Source organism: Giesbergeria sp., assembly GCF_028686475.1.
GTDB lineage: Bacteria > Pseudomonadota > Gammaproteobacteria > Burkholderiales > Burkholderiaceae_C > Simplicispira.
The window spans coordinates 117,643-135,453 of the sequence record NZ_JAQUCA010000007.1 but is presented as its reverse complement, the minus strand read 5'-3'; the positions used below and the strand labels follow the sequence as shown (position 1 = coordinate 135,453).

The following is a 17,811-nucleotide window of genomic DNA, read 5'->3' as shown; positions in this document are numbered from 1 at the left end:
CGATTACCTCCCGGTATAAGGTTCCATCTCCACATCGCGGGAAATAGTCAGTGTGAAGGGTGTTCCAATCTCAACCGTGCCTGTGGGCGGAATGCGTGCGTTGCGTTGCAAAATGGTTGTGATGGTGTCGTGCAGCGCCGTGCCCAGAATTGACCCCCCCTTTTCCTGCGAGCCGTTGGATGAGGAAACCGTGATGTTCTGATCCTTGTCGGGCAGTAGCAGCGACGCAGCTCCCAGCATGAGGGATGTGCCAAACATCTTGAAAAAATGGTTATTCACGTCCGCTGGCAAGCCCGAAGCGCCCTGCATATCGCTGGCAGGGCTGGACATGAGCGAAAAGCTCTTTCCATTGGGCAGGCGCAAGCGCTCACAGGCCGCCAATACAACCTCTTGGCCCACCAACAACTCGGACTGGTAGCGGCAAGTTACTTCGGAGCCACGAGGGATGAGCATGGTTTGCATGGTCACGCTGTCATAAACATCGCTCATGACTTTGGCTGTCACCATCCCCGGTAAATCGGTTTGCAGCTTGCGGGTTAGTACGGTGCGAATGAGGGTACCTTCATAGAGAGTGTTGGGCTTGCGCGCCCCCACCATACCGATGGGAGCCTCAATGCCTTTGGACTCTTTCAAGAATCCGCCATGCAGGCTATCGACCTTGTTTTTTGCACCACCAGCATCGGCGGCGGCCATCGCAGCCAGCATTCGCTCTTGCTGGCGCATTGCGTCTTCCATCATTTTGCTGCTGTCAAACCCCGCCAGTGGATCGGCAGGGGCTGGCTTTTCCTTTGGCCTACCGCTATTGGACAGCTGCACATCCGTCGCCATCGGCGAAGCAAGGATGAGGGCCATCTTCTCGTCTTCTTTGTTATCTGGAGGCTCAGTCGTTACCTTTGTTATCGGCGGTGGCGCAGGTGGCTCAGGCGCCACGGTTTCTTCCAGGGCAGCAACAACAGGCTTGGATCGCTCCAATTCATCGGCAATGCTGGCTTGCGACTGCTTGGCTGTCACAGTCTTATCGTTGCTGCTATCTGACTGGGGCCACAACATGGAGCCAGCCACGGCGATACCCAAAATGCCAATGGCCCAATTTTTGAGATTGCGCCCCGGCATTCCTTTTTGAACAGCATCATCATGTTCATCGTGTAATAAATCTTCCTCTGGGGGCGGAATTTTATTTTGCTTGGCTTTTTTATTCGGAGCAGTAGATTCAGGCAATTCATCCAAATCATCCAACGGATTCAGCGAAGGACGTGGCATGTTGTTTTCTTGCATGGCACACCCTTTGTTAATCACGCACTAAGCGAACTTCCACAGATTTTCCAATACGCAATATCCAATAAGGAGCAGAGCGATCAACAATGACTACATCCCGGTCACGGGGATTAGCACGGTCTGCAACCGTATAGTTCACCGGCATGAGGTGTTCTTTATCGCGTTCATCGCGCTCAACCATGAAGACGGCAGGCAGGTCTTGAATGCCAGGGGGTAGGCGAATCCACGTTTTTAAGCCATCCGAGTAAGCGTGAATCCGCTTGTATTCTTCATTTTGCGTATGAACCGAGTAAAAGGTCAGTAGCGAAGAATCAATGGGCTTGGACGCAAGATTTTGTTCTTTCAGATGATTTTCATGCGCCTTTTGCTCGTTCTGCGTTGCTTCAACTCGGTTGCGCCAAGCCATCTTAATCCCAGCTTCCTCGTCGGGGTAAGTAAACTGCGCTTTTTGGATGCGTTCACTGGACTTGGTAGTGGCAACCAGCTCAAACTGATAAATTCGCTTATTCGTCACCAGCGATAGCGAGGTACTGACATCAGGCTGCAAGGCTTTGATGTAAAGATTTTTTTCATTGCCTTCGATGCGCCAGCGCACCTTTTCACCAATGCGAGGGGTTTCAATCAATTCCTCACCTGGCCCCATAGGAATGTGGGTGTGCATACCCACTGTCACTGGCAGGCGAAAAACTACATCTGGCGTATAGGCGAAAGTGACAATCCGCGAATCCAAATTACCCGGAATTGGCACGGATATTTCCGGTGTAGCGTGCGCCGCACCCAAACTGCACACCATCACCAGTGAAGCTAAAATTTTCTTGCTCATTGTTTAATTACCTTTATCTTCGGAAATGCTAAAGTTCAATGCCGCCAGCCCTTCCGGGTTTCTGAAAACATCTTCGCGTGTTTTGTGACCAACATTAGTCAATGAAATCGTCATGGAGTACGATTTCTTTTCTGGCTGTGCATTCGGAACAATTCGAGAAATTAAGTCGTAGCGAATCAGGTAGGTATTGTTCGCAATTTTGTTGATTGACTTTCGGCTAAACTCACGAACATACAATTCGTTTTTGCTCAATAGTGCAGCAGGATTGCTATTGGCTTGTTGTAAATAGGATCGCACCTGATCTTGCGAAATCCCAACGGACAGGCTCACGGTGCGATCTACGTTGCGCCGCCAGATAGCGGGCGTAATTTCCGTGAGCGTTTGTGCATAGTTCAAGGCCCAAGCCATCTGGACTTCTTCATCAGCCTCAAACTTACTTGCCACCCCGCCAACTTGGAGCTGGCCCGAGGCATCTTTGCTCACCTGCATCACATAGACATCTTGCCTGGATGCCATGACGACGATTCCAGCCGAAAGCATCATGACCGTCAGGAGCGAAGCAATGGCCGTGACACGCCAGCGGTTTCCATCTACAGCTTGCTTGGAGCCGCGCTCAAAATACTGGCGGACAGCAGCTTCTTCCATTGGGCCAGGTACATGATCTGATGGTTGGGTCTTCTTGGACGGTGATTTCATGACCCCATTTTTGCCAACTCTGCACAGACATTTTTATCAAATGCTGCGCGAAATCATGCACATTTCTCATTCAGCGCGCTTCCGTTCGATGCGATATTTATCACCTCTCTATTTGATTGAAGCTATCGACCATGCCATCCTTCCGATCCTCCAGCCTTTATTTGGCCTTTTCGTTCGTTGCGTGTTTCGCGGCCACAACAGCCGCTCAAGCGTCAACACAGGCAGCAATCCCAAGTCCTGAAGCTGTTTCCAAGAGTTTGCCCAACAACCCAAAAATCGAGGAAGTTCGGGCATTACCCAATTCCAATCTGCTAGAGCTTCGTATGGGCAAAAGCGAACTTTACTACGCAGACACCAGCCTGAAATACCTCATCAAGGGTGAAGTGATGGAATTACCCAGCGGCAAAAATATCACGCAGGAGCGTGTTGCCGCTTTGGAGACTATTCCCTACAAAAGTCTTCCGTTTGCTGACTCGTTTACTGTGGTGAAAGGCAAGGGCGAGCGTGAATTCGCAACCTTTGAAGACCCAAATTGCGGCTTCTGCAAAAAGCTGACCAAATCGCTACTGGAACTCGATAACGTCAAGGTTCACGTTTTCCTCTACCCGATCCTTGGCCCCGACTCGGTGAAAAAGAGCCAAAACATCTGGTGCGCCAAAGACAAGGCGGCAACCTACGAAGCATGGATGATCAAGGGCGTGACACCGCCTGAAGCCGCTTGCGACACCTCAGCCATCGAGCGCAACAAGCAGTTCGGCATCCAATCCTCTATCCGGGGCACGCCAGCCATCGTGTTCAAGAACGGTAAGCGGGTCAACGGGTTCATGGAGGCACCCCAGATCGAGGCCATCTTGGCCAAGCCGTAACAGTCCCGCTCCCCGCACACAACGACCGGCCAAATTTGGCCGGTCTTTTTTTGGGCAATCGGGTAGGTTGCGCTAGAGATGCACGCTGGGAAGATGCCAAGGCCAAAGACTACTTGGCGCGATGTGCAGAGAAAAAGGCAGAACCAAAAAGGAAAAAAATGGCTTATCCAGAAAGACACAAAAACTCTTTTCCGTCAGAGGCGAGCAAAGAGCTAGATGTTTTGGATGAAAATCCAGAATTCTTTAGAGAAGTAGCTGATCGTCATGGATTGACTGTTGAGCATGTTGAGAATTGTCTTCTTGAAATATCATCGTCAGATCATTTCTCATTGGAGAATTTCAAAATCCGCCATGATTTACAGTAACAGAGTTATTGCACATAACAAATACAAAATGTTGTTTATCCACGCTTTAATTTGCCGAAAAATTAGCTATTTTTCTCAACAAATAATATAGAACAGGCACACTTGGTTAAGTCCTCACCAGCCTTCCCCAGCCCCCCCGCTCCACGCACAAAGACCAGCCAAATTTGGCCGATCTTGCGGCGCAGCGGGCCAAAGTCCTCGCCCAGTCCATCGACGTAGGCAGGCTCAAAAAAACCACCCGAAGGCGGTTTCTTTTTTCTTATTCTTGGAATTTAGCCACCATCGCAGGCTATGCGCGTAAAAATCGCCTCGGTATTACAGACAATGGGCCTGATACTTTGGCCTTTAGGTCGATACCACTCACCACCGTCAGAAATATATTCGCAGACAGTCCCCGGAGGCGAGACACTCACTTTTTTTGGGGATACGGTGAAGCAAGCAGCATTCCCAGTGAAAACTTCCGACACAGCGACAGACTCGCCGCAATCTGGCGGGTTCACCACCACACATTTATTTCCAGTTTCGTCGTAGGGGCGTGTCTGGAGGACATAGCAAGCACCATCGGCGCTGGTGATGCCCGAGGCACAAAAGCGGCTACTGGGGTCGCCCGTGCCGCCCCCTTCAATGGGCATCAGTTTTCGTACATCGTGCATACCGTCGCGTGCTGGATCGTAAGACCAGCCTTCGCCGACATAGACACCTTTGGCCATCGCAGTACCCATAGCGGCAAGTTGCGCCACCAAGACTACGGTTTTAGATATTTTCTTGAGGAAGGACACGATTACTCCAGAGTTAAGACACAACAGAATCATGCCGTTTTTTTCTTGAGTGCAACTATCGAAAAATGCAGCAATGGCGGGAGTAGTTGCACACATGCTTCGCTGATTCGGCATAGAAGCTCTTGCAATTAGATCAAAAAAACCGCCCGAAGGCGGTTTTATACTTACCGGAATGGGATTCTAATTAGCCCCCCATATCCGCGCAAATTTCATTATAGATAATCAATTCCCCCCAGAGCAATTTCCGTAATTGCCCTGACTGAAGTAAAACGATTCGTAACAAAATCTTTGTGTAAAAAAACCTCCTGGAGCATAGCTAAATTCAAGAGATTGATATTGCACAGGGTCTCCATGATAACCTCCGTATGCTCGTTGTAGAAGTGCCGCTCTAATTCCATCAGTTGGATTATCTATAACAGTGTCGAAGTCATAATAAAACCCGGAATCTTGGTTGCCAGGATCCCCTCTTCCTCGCACCGTTACGCAGCTTCCAGGATAATATGGCAGATCATAATATACTCTCGGGCCTCCTACTCTCTGATAGTAAAATTTGATGCAACTTTTCCCAGTTTCTGCTTTAATCATACGTTCATTGAAGTAAAGCCCGTTGGAATAGCAACCGTTGTAACTCGCTCCCTGTCTTGATCTAGGCACATCAATTTCAGCACAAGTTTCCTCCACTGGTGGCGGTGGCGCACAAACAGCAGTTACAGGAATCACCGTTCCATCCCAGCAAGTTTGCATGGGAGGCGGGGGTTCAGCGCAAGCCGCAGTTGCGGGAATCACCGACCCATCGGAGCAGGTTTTGGTCTGTGCTGGGCAGGCTTGATAGACAGGAATCACCGACCCATCAGGGCAGGTTTTGGTCTGTGCTGGGCAGGCTTGATAGATAGGAATCACCGTGCCATCAGGGCAAGTCTGGGTCTGTGCTGGGCAGGCTTGATAGGCAGGAATCACCGTGCCATCAGGGCAAGTTTTGGTCTGTGCTGGGCAGGCTTGATAGACAGGAATCACCGTGCCATCAGGGCAAGTTTTTGTCAGCTCAGGACACGCTTGACCTTCCAGAATACGCGAGCCATCCGGGCAAGTCTTAAAGCACTCGCCGTTGACTGCTGCCGTGCCGTCCGGGCAGAATGGATCATCCGGCACGCAGGATGCAGTGTTTGTATTCCAGTTTCCATCGAAACAAGTAGCAGTCAGAGTTCCAGTTCCCCCCGAGATCGCGGGCACAGTCGCTGACTGACTGTGGAGTGCGCTGCTCAGGCTAAACGTACAAGTACCTTCTGTACGATTTGCAGGGTTGCAGTTTCGCGGATTGCAGGAAAGGCCAGTGACATTCCAAGCGCCATTGTTGCAAGTTGCAGACAAGCTACCGCTCACACCGTTGTTTGATCCCACTGTTTGCGATTGACCGTGTGCCCTTGCATCCCATGAGAATGAGCAAAACTCGTGGTCAGTGCTACCGGCTTGGCACGACTGGGGATTGCAGGAAACGCCAGTGACATTCCAAGCGCCATTGTTGCAAGTTGCAGACAAGCTACCGCTCACGCCGTTATTGGAAGCAACAGTTTGCGACTGACCGTGTGCCTTGGCAGTCCATGAGAATGAGCAAAGCTCGTGGTCAGTGCTACCGGCCTGGCACCACACTCCAGTTGGAGGTGTTGAGGGGCAGATTCCAGAAGCTGGCTTTACCGAACCATCGGGGCACAGTGCAGGTGGTGTTGGGCATACGCCAGAAGCAGGTTTGACGGAACCGTCAGGACATAGCGCTGGTGGTGTCGAAGGACACACGCCAGAGGCTGGTTTCAGCGAACCATCGGGGCACAATGCAGAGGGGAGCGAAGGGCATACGCCAGAAGCAGGCTTCACCGAACCATCGGGACACAATGCCGCTGGAGTCGATGGGCAAATTCCAGAAGCAGGCTTCACCGAGCCGTCAGGGCACAGCGCAGCGGGAGTCGAAGGGCACACGCCAGAAGCAGGCTTCACCGAACCATCGGGACACAATGCCGCTGGAGTCGAAGGGCACACGCCAGAGGCTGGTTTCAGCGAACCATCGGGACACAGTGCAGATGGAGCCGAAGGGCAAATTCCAGAGGCAGGCTTGATCGAGCCATTCGGACACAACGGAGGTGGAGTCGTCGATGGACAAACACCAGAGGCTGGTTTCAGCGAACCATCAGCGCACAAAGCAGGTGGAGCTGGTGGGCAGGTTCCAGATGCAGGCACCACTGAGCCGTCAGGACAAAGTGCAGGGGGTGGCGGGTCACAAACTTCTGTAAGCGTATAAGGATCGATGCGGCAATTGGGCGGCAGTGGCTCGCACGTTGTCACAATGTTCCACCAAGTTCCTGTGTTGAGAACATAACCAGCACATAGACCAGACGCTACTCCCTTACCTGTCAGCGCGGGCGCAGATATTTCGTATGGAGTGCTGATAATCGAGGGGTTGTATTCGACGGGACTAGATGCCGATTGGGGTAACACATAGGTACAATTCGGACTGGCAGCCAGCGCCTTAGCAGGACAAGAACACATGAAGCTCAATAGCTGCCTGCCTTCAATGATACATTCTTTCACACACTGCCCGCCCTCGGGCTTCCTGCCTGACTCAATACAAATCAAATCTTCAGTTGCCCGACAACCGTTGGCACCAGGGACACCGTTCGGATCGCCGCGAGGTTCACGGCGGCAGTACGGGACGAACTTGCATCTATCAACTCCATTAGCTTCCTCTGACAGACAGTGAGGAGGCGCACCGCACCAAAAGGGCGCAGAGTCTGGTTCATCACGATCCGTAATGCGCGAGAGACCCCCAGGTTCATTACAGCCCTCAATCGGCAGCATCTCAAACAGATCGCGCATCCCATCTTTAGCGGGATCGTAAGACCAGCCGCCGCCAGGTCGTGAAGTTGGCTCAAACACAGTCGCGGGCATTGCTTGAGATGCGGCATTGCCCGCCTGCGAAGTTCGCTCAAACACAGTAGCAGGCATTGCTTGAGCTACAGCATTGCCCACGCTTGCAAGCTGTGCGATAAGCACTATGCCTGCGGCAAGTTTTTTCAGAATACGCACAGTAGCGCCCCCAGTTTAGACAATTGGATGCAACATGATCGGCGTTTTCTAAGAAAAGTGGGGCGCAAAAAATGCACAGAAAACAGCAGCTATCAGGCGTGAGAAGAAATCTACTTTTGACCCAACAGCAGCAAATGCTAAGATGTGCCATCACTCACGGAAGCGAACTATGCTCAAACTCAATAATCGCAAACTTCCCCTTCTTACGCTGCTTTCTGCATTAGCTTGGACAAATGCAACAGCAAGCTATACTCTGTGGCCAGAAATAATTTCAATCTCTAAAAAAGAATGGACTACTGAAACAGATAATGCAAAATTTTTTCTTTCAATAATAAAAACACAAGCAAATGGTGGATACGGTGTCAATATTCTGCCTCCTAAATCAAACTTAGCAACTGCTTGCATCTTCAGTAATCCTAATGTTTTGAAATTCTCCACAGAAACACCACCGACAGACGATACCGGACTTGTTATTATTGACACTAACGAAGCACGAAAATTGCCTCGAGGTGCTAATGAATTAACTCTCACATGCGATTCATGGATTGCAAACCGTGGTCGAAATGGTTACGGCCCCGTCGAAGTCAATCCGACAAAAATTACCGCCAAGTTCACTATCCACAACACCTACCCGGACTTAACCCGCGCAGTTGCCCGCATCGACGACAGTAACCGAAGTGCAGTCAAATTGAACATCACGCGCCCGCAGTCCGATGTATCAACTAGCCGTGGCGTGAACTACTGGATTGCAGCATTGGTGCCCGGACACATCTTTGGTGTAGCTGAAGATCAGCTTTTCTTTCTCACAAAAAATGCTGGTGGTGGTAACGAATGGAAGCAGCTAACTAGCGAAGACGCTCTTTCGGTTGTTTACTTGAAAAACCAAAGTGCAGCCAATCATGCGGATGAAATCCCGGTTAATTTCGGCTTCACAAAAGAAGAAATGGCTTCGCTGAATGCCATTATTCTCACGGCTTACCAAATCGATGGGCAGGAGATTAAAATTCTGGACTATGTGTGGAATCCGGCGGTTGCTACTCCAGTAGCAGGTAATTACACTAGCATTCATAAGCTATATGCTTATGAAACAGTAAATAAAGTTCGAGAAATCATGGGCCTGAGCTATGGTAAGCCTGTAGCTGCATTGAATAGTGCCGCACAATCTCATGCTGATTACCTAGAAATAAATAATGTAGTCACTCACTTGCAAACGCAAGGAATGCCGGGATTTACAGGAGTTTATCCCCGCGACAGGGCGCGAGCATTCGACCCTAGATATGCAGGAGGGGTAAGTGAAGCTATTAGTGCAAAAAAAAGTGTCTGGAGTTTGTTGGGTATTCCGTATCACGCCACGGCTTTTATTGATCTAACGCCAGATTTTGGCTTTGGATTTTCCAGCAAAGGCTTAGTTGTGAATGCCGGATTAAACCCACCAGTTACTCCAGATATTAATGAAAGTGCCGTTATTGCTTATCCTTGCAACAACATTAAAGTAGATGTTAAACATCAAGGCTATGAAACTCCAAATCCATCAGTTTTGAATGGAAAAAAAGACTTCGGCTACTCTAGCATAGCACGAGTGAAATTCGGTCAAAAACTGACGGTCGATTCGTGGGAGCTTCGAGATGCAAACAATAACTTAATCAACACTGTTGTGATGACCAAAGATAATGATGCAAATCAACTATTGTGGGATGGCGTTGCTACGCTGATTCCCATCAATCCCTTGCCCGTGGTTGCCACAAGCTACACCAGCGTTCTGCGCGGCAGAAACAACGGCGTGCCATTCGAGAAGGTTTGCACATGGCGGACGGTGGGGGAGGGGGAGATTGCTGAGAACTGATTGAGCATTGCTTTACCACACGACCGGCCAAATTTGGCCGGTCTTTTTTGGCGGCCCCTCAAGCCACAGCCAATTTCACTTTGCGCCCAGCACGGGCTGCCAGCGTAATGAGCATATCCAAGCTGAACTTGTCCCACTTGCCGCGTAGCAAATCACTCACTCGACTTTGGGCGATGCCAAAGCGCTCTGCTGTTTGCGCTTGCGTCCAGCCTTCTTCCCGCACCATCAGACGCAGGCGGCCCATCAAGTCGGCACGCAACGCCATCACCGCAGCTTCACCAGGTGCAAAGCCTAGATCGATAAACACATTGCCGCTGCTGGCGGTGATTGCGCCATCGGGTATAGGGGTGGGGGTTGCCTTTTTGACCACGATTCAAGCCTCCATCAATTTGTAACGTTTCGCCGCCAGATCAATATCACTTTTGGCTGTCTTAGGGGTGGTTTTGTGAAAGCAGTGCAGCACGTACACCGCATCAGCGTGCTTGGCCACATAGATTACGCGCCATTGACCACTCGCTTTGATCCGAATTTCATACGCACCCGCGCCCACTGTGGGCATGGGCTTGAGTTCTTTCATGGGGTCAATTATCAATCTATTTTGATAATTTATCAAGGTACTTTGATGGATTGCACCATGCTACTCCCGACCTACACCAGCGTTCTGAAGGGCAAAAACAACGGCGTGCCGTTCGAGAAGAACTGCACATGGCGGACGGTGGGGGAAGGGGAGATTGCTGAGAACTGATTGAGCATTGCTTTACCACACGACCGGCCAAATTTGGCCGGTTTTTTTCTATGGCCCATCTACAATTCGAGCCATGTCCCAAGACAACGATGCCTCCTACAAGCTACTGTTCTCCTCGCCCGAGTTAGTGCGCGACTTGGTACTTGGCTTCATCCCCGACGAATGGCTGCACAGCCTCGACTACAGCACGCTGGAAAAGATGCCCGGTAGCTACGTTACCGACGACTTGCGCCACCGTACCGACGACGTGGTGTGGCGCGTCAAGGTGGGGCCAGAGTGGGTGTACCTGTATATCCTGATCGAGTTCCAAAGCAAGGTTGATCCGTGGATGGCAGTACGCATGATGAGCTACGTCGGGCTGCTGTACCAAGATTTGATCAAGGCCAAGCAGGTGCTGCCGCATCGCAAGCTGCCGCCCGTCCTGCCCATCGTCCTCTACAACGGCGATGCTCGATGGACAGCAGCGACAAACATTGCCGACTTGATTCCAAAAGTGCCAGGCTTGGTAGCGCAGTTCTTGCCCAGCATGGAGTACCTGCTGATTGCAGAAAACCAATACACTCAGGCGCACTTGGCCACGATGCACAATCTGGTGGCCGCCGTGATGCGCTTGCAACGCCCAGACAACCAAGCGGCGGTGCTGGAGTTGATCGATCTGCTCAATGTATGGCTGGCTGACAATCCAGAACTGATGCGGATTTTTGCCATCTGGATCAGGGCGGTGCTACTGCGCCAAAGCAAAAACGATCTGGCACTGCCCAAGGTACAAGATTTGAAGGAGTTAAAAATGACACTTGCAGCACGTTTTGAGGAATGGGCGCATCAATCTGAGCAAAAAGGCCGTCAAGAAGGCCGCAAAGAGGGCCGTAAAGAGGGCGAAGCGCGCATTCTGCAACGCTTGCTTGTCGCCCGCTTTGGCCCGCTCTCGCAGGAAACGATTGCCACCATCGAAGGGGCCAGCACAACGCAACTGGAGGCATGGACGGATCGCTTCCTTGCCGCCACCACCTTGGCGGAAGTGTTTGCTGCACCAGCGAAGTAGCAAAAAAAGACCGGCCAAATTTGGCCGGTCGTAGCTGGAAAATTTGCCTGCACCTATGGGTTACAGAAAGTCATGATCAACGCCATTGCGTTTGAACCAGCGGGTTGCCCACCAGACCCCACAATCGACACCCGCCATGCGGAATTGATGGTGGCTTGAAAGCTGCCTGTGTTGTTGCCGGGATTGTTAGAGCCAATGATGTTGCTGGCGGAAACGGCAGACACCACCGCAGAAGGTGTAAGGCCCGCAGTGCAGGCGGGAATAGGTACAGCGGAATTATTTTGGTAATAAGCAGCAGTTCGCAACCCGGCACGGGCTTGCGACACCCACTTACCGTTAGAGCAGACGAGAGCGATATTGTCAGTTGTAATGGCAAAGTCCCTGTCCTGCGCGCAGGCAGACCCTTCGGTTTTGTAGGTCAGGCCGTTGCCTGGTTCCCATCTTCCAGCCTTGCACTGAAGCCAAACCGAGTTGCCCTCGAAATTACCCCACATCGCCATGCCATCCGTAGCGCAAGCGCCGCCATAGGCCGCCGTGGACTTCACATGCAGGCCGCCCTTGAGCGTGACATCGTTCATGAAGTTGGGATCGCGGCTATCGCGCACACGCAAGAAGTTCCAGTATTCAGCGACACCGAAGCCAAAGCGGGCACAAACAATGCCTTCTGGTGCGCCAGCAATCGGATTAGGGGCCGTCCAGCTCGCGCCGGTGCTAACAATTTCTCCCGCTCCACCCAACATACTTGCACCGGCATTGCCACCAATGCGCGCAAGCATTTTACCGATGCCAAACGAATCGACTTCGCCAGCTGGCGCACTATAATCTCGCACTGGTCTGTCGGTGCAAACCAGCCCTGAGATGTTGCAATCAACCCCGGAAGGAGAGGCTTCACAGCCCGCTGGCGTGCGATTGATGGTGATGCTGTAACCACCTTCGGTCAAGGATTTATAGCTGCCAACATCGGAAGCACCTTCGATTCCCAAATTCATCTGGCGAAGCTGTGCAACCGTAGGCTGGAGTGCTTGTCCGGGTGCATTCCCAAACGAAAGCGTAACGCCACCACGGGTAATAGGCACGCCTTCTTGGTAATCAACATAATGTTCAAACACCAAAATTTCGGCTGCGGTGCGAATAGCTGAAATAGCATCTGCCTGAACTTCGGCGCGTTCACCCATCTCTTTGCGTGCTTGCTCCCGAAAGGTATAGAGCGAGACAATAGACGTGATAATCAATGCAAATGAGGCTGTCATCATCAGCCAGCCTTTTTGTTGCTGCCGCTTAGTTATTGGTTTTCTACGCATTACTCGCTCCAAAAAAAACGCCCCAGCTTTTAACTAGGGCGTGGGTTATAGCCCAATACTGCTTTTAGTTGGCTGTCGCAGAGTTGACCCGCAAAGTGACAAGGGCTGTTTTCTTCTCACTGTAACCGCCAGATTTAGCAGTGACTTCCACAGAGAACATTAAATCACCTTCAACAGGTGAAGTAATGATGACGGAGCGCCCATTATTCGCGTGAATAACAGCCGTGGTAGCTCCAATTTGCGTCCATTTATATTCAAATGAATCAATTTGGATACCAGATGGCGCATGGGGAATTGCGACTAAACGAGCTGGCGAACCCACCAGCACAGAAGACTGTTCAGCTTCAGCATTCAGGGCAAATCCAATTGGACTTGCGGTTGGATAGTCATCTGCCACGAGAGAGACATAATTGGTTTTGGTGACAGCTTTCAGGCCATCATCGACTCTGGTTTTGACGGCAAAAACATACTTGCCGGGTTGGGTGAGCAAGACACCCACTTCGGATGTATTGCCCAAGACTGCACCACGCTGTAATGTCGCTTCAGCGTTATCGGGAGAATACAAAACACTCCATTCATAAGTGGTATTCACACTGGTAGTTGGCGCAACACCCTGAATAGAAGATACAGCATTCAGTCGAATAGGCTGTGCTAAAACTACTGGATCAAGTGCTTTAGCTGTCACAGCAACATCGAGCATAGATGTTACAGGAATGACATTGAGTGAGAAATTTTCTGAACGCTGGCTGCCGTCGGTAGCGGTAATAATGCTAGAAATATTGAATACGCCTTTGGCATTAGCAGGAATGATAGCATCAGTCGAGCAGCTTACCGTGTCAACGAAAAACCCTGTACGGCCCGGAACTTCGCGCGAAGATGTCTCAGCGCTACCGCAATTGGAGTCGGCAATAGAAATGCTACCGCTGGCATCGGAACTGGCAGCTTGTGCGGCCCAAGCGATAGATGCAATTTTGGGGCCAAAGGTTTCAGCGGATGCGAAAAGGGGGATGGTTTTTCCGGCCTGCGCGCTGATTGATTTTGGTGCATCTACGCCCATAACATCATGCTTAACGATAGTGTTTTCTGGGCCTTCGTCCCCACCACCGCCGCCACATGCGGCAAGCAGAGAAAACATAACGGCGCTGGCGGAAATACGGAACAGGTTTTGGTTTTTCATGACGAATAGGGGTGTATATGGAATTTTTAATAAAATGTTCTTCCTGATAATGAACCAGGAAGAACAGGTTTCACGCAATTAAGAGCGACCGATCCAAAAGTTCAGAGTCGCTGCTGTCGAAGCCTCACAGGCGGTTTCCAGCGCAGTCAAGTTGATCTGACCATTATTGGCCTTGACGCTTGTGGTGCCCACGGTAATCTGGCGCATTTCACGCTGGACGTTGGTCACAATGTCAGAGCATTGATTAGCAGGCACGTTGGGCCAGACCAACTGAACGCTATCATTCGCACCTGTCAGAGTCACTGGAGTGACAGTAATAGCACCGCCGAAGCTATTGCTTGCAGTTGCATTAGTACCGTCGCGCAGAAATTCAGGAATTGCCTGCGAGCGTACAGCCAATGCAGTTGTCACGCTGCCGTACATATTCGACTGACCATATTTCGAGCGCAGGTTGGCGGCAATGCTGGAAATTTGCTGGGTATTGTTGTTGATGGATGTTTTTCGGAGGTTGTCGCGGTAAGACAAGACACCAGCCACAATCGCACCAGCAACCACCAGCAGCACCAAACCCAATTCCAAGCTCAAAAAGCCATTCTGACCCTTCTGCCAAGCACGCTGCACCATTCGTTGAGCGGTTCGCTTGGCGCGACGATCCAACTGGCGGGATAAAGAAAAAATGTTCATCATTTTACAAAACTCCTTTTTAACACACACATAAAAATTTTGATTAAGGGAAAATTCCCTGATTTTCCAGCTAGGTACTATTTATTAGCATCTGCCTGCATTTTTTGCTGCTGACGCTGGCGTGCAGCTTCACGCTTTGTCACAGCCGATGGACTATTGGCTTCTTCAATTGATTTAATAATAGCTGCTTGGCCTCCATAAAAGAAAATAATGATGCTCATAACGCTAACGAGCAAAATAGCACTAAACCGAGATGCACTGGCACCCAAAGCAGCTTGTGCATCGGCTTGACCTTTGCTACCAATATCTACCAACACATTCGAGAATTGACCGGAATCGCGTCGAACTGCACTATGCAGACGGCCTGCGATAAACTGGGATAGCACGCCCTGACTGAATGCACCAATGTGATCACCTGGATATTTCTGCAAGTGCCCAAGAATCATCATCAAATGCTTACGCATCCAAGGGGTTGCATCTTTCATCATTGTTTCAAGGGCATCTTGGAGCAACATGCCAGATTTGAGCAAAAATGAAAGGTCAGACAGAAAGCGAGTACCCTGAATATCACGGTACATTTGAAGCACAGGGCGAAATGGGAACATCAAATTCCACATCAGGCGCTCTTTGCCAGTAGCACTTTCCGCTACAAACCGCCAGTTCGCTGTCAAGTTGGGTAAGCCCCAAATGAGCAGCCAACCAGTGAAGGCAGACAATGCTGCAAAGGTTATTAATCCATAGGCTTGAAACGCTTCAGCAGTAACGCGCACCACATAGTTGAAGCCAGTCCAAATTTCTGGCGGTGCAGTTTTAACAAACTCGGGAATGGCTACCGTAGCAAGGACGTAGGCAAAAATGAAGCCCACAGGTATCAAAGTGATCGGTGAAATTAAGGATTTCATGACCAGTTTGGTCATGGCCTTTTGTTCATCGACGTTTTTCGCCAAATTATTCAGTGCCTCAATGGGTTCATTGCTTTTACGCAAAATACCCAAGGCCATGTGGTCTTTCTTCGGCATCGTGGCAATCAATATGTCTGCCAGCGACAATCCTCCTGCATCTAGGAGGGCACGCATGTGCATCAAGCCTTTGGCGCGCACTTTGTTCTGCGTTCTTTTGGATACCGCGATGGTCAATTCACCTTCTACGAAGTCTCGGAAAAGCTCCTTACCTTCGATAGAACGGGCAATATCCCGGTACATATCTGCACGCTGGCCCCAGAAGCCGTTGGCTCCCAGGTTAAGCCACTGCTGAAAGTCTTTTAACAGACTCACTTTAGAAGCTCCAAAGACTCCAATTGACCGAACCGCTCCACACTGCGAGGGTCAATCAAACCCACATGGGCCTTGTAGAGAGCATGTTCAATCACGAGTTTTCCATTCATGTTTTCGGATACAGGGTTCCGGTCGGAGTAATTGTGTCGCCAGCGTCGAATAGCATCACGGTCTTTATTTTCAGCACTGAAATCGAGCCATTCGTCATCCGGCATCAAAACCTCAGCACAAATAGTCAACCCTTTTGTGCCGCGCTTTCGACAATGATCGCAGCCATTTTGATTTCGCCAGCGTAGAATGTTGGGGTCTAAACCGAATCTTTTGCTCATTACGTCCACCAAATAGGTGACGTATCGCTCCTCACGTTCAGAATTGGGGTCACCGTTACGCTTCAAATCGAAAATGAGTTCATTTTTGGTTTGGGAGCAATGCGGGCAGAGCAAAGGCACGAGGGCTTGGTAGTCCAGCAGGCCAATCATCTTGCCGCCCGTGAGTTCTTCTCGGGTCAGACCAACTTTGGGGTCGGTTAGGCGGTTGATAGCGCCCGCCACGGAATCGACGTGCAGCGTGAACATGGACAAGTGGCCTGACTTGGCAATGTTGGCCATAGCCCGCGCACTGAGTAAATCACGCACCTCCCCCACATCCACCAAATCGGGGTCGTTGCGTAGCAAGGCTTCGATCACTTCGCTGTAGGGGTCTTTTTTTCCTGCCTCATTCAGAGTCATTAGATTGCGCTGCACATAAATCTGGTGCATCTGCGAAATCGGGTATTCAATCGGGTCAGCCACTTGGTAAAAAGCAGCGCTGCCATACTTGGGATGGGTTTCGATGAAGGTTTTGGCCGCAGTGGTTTTTCCAGAGCCTGTCACCCCCATTTGCCCAATGGCACCCGCATCTAAGCGTTGGGCACGCTCAAACATTTCGACATGGCTAGGTGCAAAGCCCATTTCAGCAAATGACATCACCTTGCCACCGGCATTTGACGAGAGCAGACGCACCACAGCTTTAGGGCCATACAAACCGCGCAGCGACGCAAAGCGCAAACGGACATTCGGGATACCCAAGGCCGCATCAATCATGGACGACAGCGTGCTTGCCTCGCTGAAAGTGCCCATGTTGTTGCTATGGCGATCCGAAAGCACTTCATAGGCACTTTTCATTGCGTTAAGCGCATCGCGTGCAGTAAACAATCCCCGGTCTGCACCGCTAATAGGCTCAAGCTCCCCATCGACGCGCATCATCACTTCCGCCTGCCCGCCATCCAAAATCCGAATATGCACGTCGGTGGCTTTTTCTTCTTTGGCAATCTGAATCCACTCTCGAAACAGTTTTGCACCATCGGATTTAGAACCAACAGCAGACTTGTTCGCTCCAGTGTTTTGGTCGGCATTGAGTCGAACTGCGCGAATAATGCTGCTTACTGCATAAAGCGGTGGGCCACCTGTAGATAAGCCAACTTCACTTAGCGCCGATTGAATCGTGGCAACATACGGAAGAACCTGATCTGTAAATTCTGGGTCATAGACGATGCGGGCACGAGTAGCATCTAGCTTGATCGCAATAATGCTATCTTCCATTTTTAATGGAATACGCAACCCCACATTACTGGAATTTGGATGCGTTAAAACATCTTTGTGGGGAGGAAATTCCCCCATTTTTTGAATAACATTCAGCGCAGGGGATTCCTCGCCATCACCATCCCCTTCAGATCGCCGCTCATAGATTTCATCGTTTCCATCGATGCGAAATCGTTTATTTCCCTGAGCTTTTGAGACTTGGCGCTCCGATGAGGATGGCTTTTTTACTTCACTTTCTTCTTCTTGTTCTTTGTTTTTTTTTCTAAATAAATTAACCAAATCCATG

The 17,811-nt window shown here is 50.5% G+C and carries 17 protein-coding genes; 5 read left to right on the top strand and 12 right to left on the bottom strand.

Going from position 1 to position 17,811, the window contains the following annotated elements; translation table 11 throughout:
* Positions 1-3: 3 nt before the first annotated feature.
* From PHX60_RS07235 to PHX60_RS07225, 3 genes are read right to left on the bottom strand one after another with little or no spacing between them, the layout of a single operon-like run.
* Positions 4-1,260, bottom strand: coding sequence for a TrbI/VirB10 family protein (locus PHX60_RS07235; protein WP_300076279.1), 1,257 nt, complete (start codon positions 1,258-1,260; stop codon positions 4-6).
* A 28-nt stretch (positions 1,261-1,288) separates the two neighbouring features.
* A complete protein-coding gene (locus PHX60_RS07230) occupies positions 1,289-2,098 on the bottom strand; it encodes a TrbG/VirB9 family P-type conjugative transfer protein (RefSeq protein ID WP_300076277.1) in 810 nt (269 codons plus the stop codon).
* Positions 2,099-2,101: 3 nt separating this feature from the next.
* A complete protein-coding gene (locus tag PHX60_RS07225) occupies positions 2,102-2,794 on the bottom strand; it encodes a type IV secretion system protein (protein ID WP_300076275.1) in 693 nt (230 codons plus the stop codon).
* Here PHX60_RS07225 and PHX60_RS07220 point away from each other — a divergent pair.
* The 3 genes from PHX60_RS07220 (at position 2,793) to PHX60_RS07210 (ending at position 4,025) form a co-directional block, all read left to right on the top strand.
* Positions 2,793-3,035 carry a hypothetical protein gene (locus tag PHX60_RS07220; protein ID WP_300076321.1) on the top strand — a complete coding sequence of 81 codons (243 nt, stop codon included), beginning with the start codon at positions 2,793-2,795 and terminating at the stop codon, positions 3,033-3,035. The two genes, PHX60_RS07225 and PHX60_RS07220, sit on opposite strands and share 2 nt — an antisense overlap.
* Before the next feature lie 82 nt (positions 3,036-3,117).
* Positions 3,118-3,660 (top strand): DsbC family protein, encoded by a 543-nt coding sequence (locus PHX60_RS07215; protein WP_366144359.1) that lies wholly within the window; start codon positions 3,118-3,120, stop codon positions 3,658-3,660.
* A gap of 35 nt (positions 3,661-3,695) precedes the next feature.
* Positions 3,696-4,025 carry a hypothetical protein gene (locus PHX60_RS07210; RefSeq protein ID WP_300076273.1) on the top strand — a complete coding sequence of 110 codons (330 nt, stop codon included), beginning with the start codon at positions 3,696-3,698 and terminating at the stop codon, positions 4,023-4,025.
* Positions 4,026-4,297: 272 nt separating this feature from the next.
* Here the strand turns inward: PHX60_RS07210 and PHX60_RS07205 are convergent, their stop codons facing one another.
* Together PHX60_RS07205 and PHX60_RS07200 are read right to left on the bottom strand one after the other, a co-directional pair.
* Positions 4,298-4,804 (bottom strand): hypothetical protein, encoded by a 507-nt coding sequence (locus PHX60_RS07205; RefSeq protein WP_300076271.1) that lies wholly within the window; start codon positions 4,802-4,804, stop codon positions 4,298-4,300.
* 222 nt (positions 4,805-5,026) lie between these two features.
* On the bottom strand, positions 5,027-5,953 hold the full coding sequence (locus PHX60_RS07200; RefSeq protein WP_300076269.1) for a hypothetical protein: 927 nt from the start codon (positions 5,951-5,953) through the stop codon (positions 5,027-5,029).
* Between the two features lie 2,095 nt (positions 5,954-8,048).
* Here PHX60_RS07200 and PHX60_RS07195 point away from each other — a divergent pair.
* On the top strand, positions 8,049-9,722 hold the full coding sequence (locus PHX60_RS07195; RefSeq protein WP_300076267.1) for a hypothetical protein: 1,674 nt from the start codon (positions 8,049-8,051) through the stop codon (positions 9,720-9,722).
* Between the two features lie 58 nt (positions 9,723-9,780).
* Here the strand turns inward: PHX60_RS07195 and PHX60_RS07190 are convergent, their stop codons facing one another.
* Both PHX60_RS07190 and PHX60_RS07185 read right to left on the bottom strand, forming a co-directional pair.
* Entirely contained in the window at positions 9,781-10,092 is a 312-nt protein-coding gene (locus tag PHX60_RS07190) for a helix-turn-helix transcriptional regulator (RefSeq protein ID WP_300076265.1), read from the bottom strand.
* Positions 10,093-10,095: 3 nt separating this feature from the next.
* Positions 10,096-10,299, bottom strand: a complete 204-nt coding sequence (locus PHX60_RS07185) for a type II toxin-antitoxin system RelE/ParE family toxin (RefSeq protein ID WP_300076263.1) — start codon at positions 10,297-10,299, stop codon at positions 10,096-10,098.
* 241 nt (positions 10,300-10,540) lie between these two features.
* On the opposite strand from PHX60_RS07185, the gene PHX60_RS07180 reads away from it, so the two are divergent.
* Positions 10,541-11,509, top strand: coding sequence for an Rpn family recombination-promoting nuclease/putative transposase (locus PHX60_RS07180; RefSeq protein WP_300076261.1), 969 nt, complete (start codon positions 10,541-10,543; stop codon positions 11,507-11,509).
* Between the two features lie 53 nt (positions 11,510-11,562).
* Here PHX60_RS07180 and PHX60_RS07175 read toward each other — a convergent pair whose 3' ends face one another.
* The 5 genes from PHX60_RS07175 to PHX60_RS07155 all read right to left on the bottom strand — a co-directional run bounded on the left by PHX60_RS07175 (position 11,563) and on the right by PHX60_RS07155 (position 17,810).
* Entirely contained in the window at positions 11,563-12,810 is a 1,248-nt protein-coding gene (locus PHX60_RS07175; protein WP_300076259.1) for a hypothetical protein, read from the bottom strand.
* A gap of 64 nt (positions 12,811-12,874) precedes the next feature.
* Positions 12,875-13,987, bottom strand: a complete 1,113-nt coding sequence (locus PHX60_RS07170; RefSeq protein ID WP_300076257.1) for a hypothetical protein — start codon at positions 13,985-13,987, stop codon at positions 12,875-12,877.
* A gap of 78 nt (positions 13,988-14,065) precedes the next feature.
* Positions 14,066-14,674 carry a type 4 pilus major pilin gene (locus tag PHX60_RS07165; protein ID WP_300076256.1) on the bottom strand — a complete coding sequence of 203 codons (609 nt, stop codon included), beginning with the start codon at positions 14,672-14,674 and terminating at the stop codon, positions 14,066-14,068.
* Positions 14,675-14,748: 74 nt separating this feature from the next.
* Entirely contained in the window at positions 14,749-15,945 is a 1,197-nt protein-coding gene (locus PHX60_RS07160; RefSeq protein WP_300076254.1) for a hypothetical protein, read from the bottom strand.
* On the bottom strand, positions 15,942-17,810 hold the full coding sequence (locus PHX60_RS07155) for an ATPase, T2SS/T4P/T4SS family (RefSeq protein WP_300076253.1): 1,869 nt from the start codon (positions 17,808-17,810) through the stop codon (positions 15,942-15,944). Before PHX60_RS07155 ends, PHX60_RS07160 begins: the two co-directional genes overlap by 4 nt.
* Position 17,811: the final 1 nt, after the last annotated feature.